The sequence below is a fragment of the Streptomyces sp. FH025 genome, from assembly GCF_017427025.1.
Lineage (GTDB): Bacteria > Actinomycetota > Actinomycetes > Streptomycetales > Streptomycetaceae > Kitasatospora.
In genome coordinates this window covers 1-4,217 of record NZ_JAFLNG010000676.1, presented here as the reverse complement: position 1 = coordinate 4,217, position 4,217 = coordinate 1, and the positions used below count along the sequence as shown (strand labels likewise).

Below are 4,217 nucleotides of genomic sequence, written 5' to 3'. Positions count from 1 at the left end.
GGCGTCCGGCGCGCGGCGGACGTCCCAGCTGGTGAGCGGTGGCAGACGCAGCTCGCCCGCGCTGAGCAGCCGGACGGCCTCGGCCAGGATCTCCCCCAGCCGCTCCGGTCCCGCGTCGGCCAGGTCGAAGGCCAGCACGCCGGGCCGGATGTCGGCCTTGCCCATCTCCACGAACCGCCCGCCGGGCGCGAGCAGCCCCAGGGAGGCGTCCAGGAACTCACCGGACAGCGAGTTCAGCACCACGTCGAAGGGTCCGAACCGGTCGGCGAACTCCAGGGTCCGGGACGAGGCGATGTGGTCCTCGTCCAGCCCCAGGGCGCGCAGCGCGTCCCACTTGCCCGGGCCGGCGGTCGCGTGGACGTCCGCGCCCCAGAGCCGCGCGAGCTGGACCGCCGCCATGCCGACGCCGCCGGCCCCGGCGTGGATCAGCACCCGGTCACCGGCCTTCAGCCCGCCCAGGTCGCGCAGGCCGTACCACGCGGTCATGAACGCGATCGGCACGGTGGCGGCCTGGGCGAACGTCCACTCGTCGGGGATGCGCACCAGCACCCTGTGGTCGGCGACGGCCACCCGGCCGAACGCGCCGGGCAGCAGCCCGGCGACCCGGTCACCCGGCCGCAGCCCGGTGACCTCGGCGCCGACCTCGGTGACGACGCCCGCGCCCTCGCTGCCGAGCAGCGCCGGGTCCGGGTAGACGCCGAGGGCGATCAGCACGTCCCGGAAGTTCAGGCCGGCCGCCCGCACGGCGACGCGCACCTCCCGGGGCCCGGGCGGGGCCTGCTCGTACGGCAGGAAGGCGAGGTCGTCCAGGCTGCCCGTGCCCGCCTGCGTCAGCCGTCCCTCGAACTCCTCCGGTGCGGAGCGCACGAGCCGGGGCACGTAGACGGCCCCCCGGCGCACCGCCACCTGGTCCTCGTCGCCGACCGACAGGCCGTCGGGCAGCTCGTCGGCGTCCACGAGCACGAATCGGCCGGGGTGCTCGGACTGCGCGGACCGGACCAGGCCCCATACGGCCGAGGCTTCCGGGTCGCTCACCCCGTCACCGGGAACGACGGCGACCGCGCCCCGCGTGCGCACCACGAGCCGTTCGCCGGGCCCGGCCAGGAAGTCCTGGACGGCCGTCAGCGCCTCGGCGACCGAGCCGGGCGAGACGACGGCGTCGCCGAGCGCGCCTTCGCCGGGGGTCAGCGGAATCCAGTCGAGGGCGTACAGCGGGCCGCGCTCGGCCATCGGACGGGTGGTCAGCGCCTCGATGGTCGCCACGGGATCGCCGGACCGGTCCGCCAGGTGGACGGCGTACGTGCCGGGGCGCACCACCGTCAGCCGCACGCGCGCGGAGGTCACGCCGGTGCGGTGGACCGCGATCCCGCCCAGCGAGAACGGCAGCCGCACGTCGCCTTCCGTGCCGGACAGCACCGCCAGCGGCTGCAGGGCGGCGTCCAGCAGGGCCGGATGGACGGAGAACCGGGCCGCGTCCGGCACGGTGACCTCGGCGAACACCTCATCGCCGCGGCGCCACACCGCCTGCACGGCTTGGAAGGCCGGCCCGTACTCGTAGCCCGCCGCGGCGAGCGTGTCGTAGAGCCCGGTGACCGGTTCCGCGCCGGCCGGCGGCCATTGCGTCAGCTCCTGCCCGACCACGGCCCGCCCGACCACAGGCTGCCCGCTCACCGTGCCGGTGGCGTGCCGCACCCAACCGTCCGTACGGGACCGGACGTCGACCGTGCGGCGGCCGGTCTCGTCCGGCTCGCCCACGACGACCTGCACGTCCACCGCGCCGTCCGCGGGCAACACCAGCGGCGCCTCCAGGACCAGTTCCTCCACTGCCGCCCCGGTCGCGTGCACCACCAGTTCCACGAACGCCGTCGCGGGCAGCAGCACCGTCCCCAGGACGGAGTGGTCCGCGAGCCAGGGGTGGGTGGCCAGGGAGAGCCGACCCGTCAGGACCCGCTGCTCGCCCACCTCGACAGCGGCGCCGAGCAGTGGGTGGTCCACCGAGTCGAGCCCGGCCGCGGACACGTCTCCCGCGCCTCCGGCGAGCCAGAACCGCGTCCGCTGGAAGGGGTAGGTGGGCAGCGCCACCGGCTCCCCTTCAGGGAACGGCCACTGCACCGGCACACCCGCGACGAACAGCCGCGCCGCGGCGGCCAGGAACTCGGCCGGGGTGCCGTGGTCGCGGCGCAGTGTCCCGGTCACCACACCCGCCTCGTGCTCCTCCAGCGCAGGCGTGAGCACCGGGTGCGGGCTGATCTCGACGAAGACGGAGTCGCTACCCGAGGCGAGCAGCGCACGGGTGGTCCGGTCGAACAGCACGGGTTCGCGGAGGTTGCGGTACCAGTAGTCGGCGTCGAGGGCGGAGGTCTCGATCTCCTCGCCGGTCACCGTCGAGTAGAAGGGGATGTCCGCGGTCCTCGGCTCGATCCCGGCGAGGTCGGTGAGCAGTTGCTCGCGGATCGCCTCGACCTGGACGGAGTGCGCGGCGTAGTTGACGGGCAGGCGGCGAGCGCGGACGCCGTCGGCCTCACAGACCGCCAGCAGCTCGTCCAGCGCGTCCAGATCACCCGACACGACGACCGAACCCGGGGCGTTGACCACCGCCACCGTCAGCCGGCCGTCCCAGCGGGCCACGAACTCGGCGGCCCGCTCATGCCCGAGACCGACCGACACCATCCCACCCTGATCCGCCAGAGCGACCAGGGCCTTGCTGCGCAGAGCGACCACCTTGGCCGCATCCTCCAGGGACAACACCCCCGCCACATACGCCGCCGCGATCTCCCCCTGCGAATGCCCGACGACGGCATCAGGCTCCACACCATGCGCACGCCACAACTCCGCCAGCGCCACCATCACCGCGAACAGGGCGGGCTGCACCACATCCACCCGCTCCAGCGACCCACCGCCGGTCAGCACCTCCACCAACGACCAGTCCGTGTACGGCGCCAGCGCCGCGTCACACGCGTCGATGCCGGCGCGGAAGACCTCGGACTGCTCGTACAGGTCACGGCCCATGCCCACCCACTGCGCGCCCTGCCCCGGGAACACGAACACCGACCGACCCAGCGGGCGGGCGATCCCGGTGACCAGACCCGGCGCCGACCGGCCCTCGGCCAGGGCGTCCAGGGCCTCGGCGGTGCCCACCACCACGGCCCGGTGCTCGAACACGGTGCGGGCGGCCAGAGCGCCTCCGACCGCCGCCGGGCTCACCTCGGGATGCACGGCGGTGAAAGCGCCCAGCCGGCGCGCCTGCTCCCGCAGCGCCACATCCGACTTCCCCGACAACACCCACGGCACCACACCGCCCGCGGGCCCCGCCGGAACCCCGGCCGGCTCCTCGGCAGCCGCCTCGATCACCACGTGCGCGTTGGTACCGCTGATGCCGAACGCCGAGATGCCCGCGCGGCGCAGGTGGCCGTTGTCGGGCCAGGGCCGGGCCTCGGTGAGCAGCCGGATGTTTCCGGACTCCCAGTCGACGTGCGAGGTCGGCGCGTCGACATGCAGTGTCGGCGGCAGTTCACCGTGCCGCATCGCCATGACCATCTTGATCACACCCGCCACACCGGCCGCCGCCTGGGTGTGGCCGATGTTCGACTTCACCGACCCCAGCCACAACGGCTCCACCCGGTCCCGGCCGTAGGTCGCCAGCAGCGCCTGCGCCTCGATGGGATCGCCGAGCGTCGTCCCCGTACCGTGCGCCTCCACCGCGTCCACGTCCGCCGTCGACAGTCCGGCATTGGCGAGGGCCTGACGGATCACCCGCTCCTGCGACGGACCGTTCGGCGCCCCGAGGCCGTTGGAGGTGCCGTCCTGATTGACCGCCGAACCCCGCACCACCGCCAGCACCCGGTGACCGTTGCGACGGGCGTCCGACAACCGCTCCAGCAGCACCAGGCCGGCGCCCTCACCCCACGCCGTACCGTCAGCCGCCTCGGCGAACGCCTTCACCCGGCCGTCTGGAGCCAGGGCACGCTGGCGCGAGAACTCCGTGAACCCCAGCGGGTTCGCCATCACGGTCACCCCACCGGCCAGGGCGAGTGTGCACTCCCCCGAGCGGAGCGCCTGCGCCGCCAGGTGGATCGCCACCAGCGAGGACGAGCAGGCGGTGTCCAGCGAGACCGCCGCGCCCTCCAGCCCCAGCAGGTAGGCGATCCGGCCGGAGGTCACGCTGGTCGCGGCGCCCGTACCGAGATAGCCCTCGGCGTCGGCGGGTGCCTGGTCGC

General features: G+C 74.3%; 1 protein-coding gene. It reads right to left on the bottom strand.

The window, feature by feature from the left end; genetic code table 11:
* The coding region (locus J0670_RS31890) for a type I polyketide synthase (RefSeq protein ID WP_207815452.1) at positions 1 to 4,217 on the bottom strand (4,217 nt) is incomplete at both ends.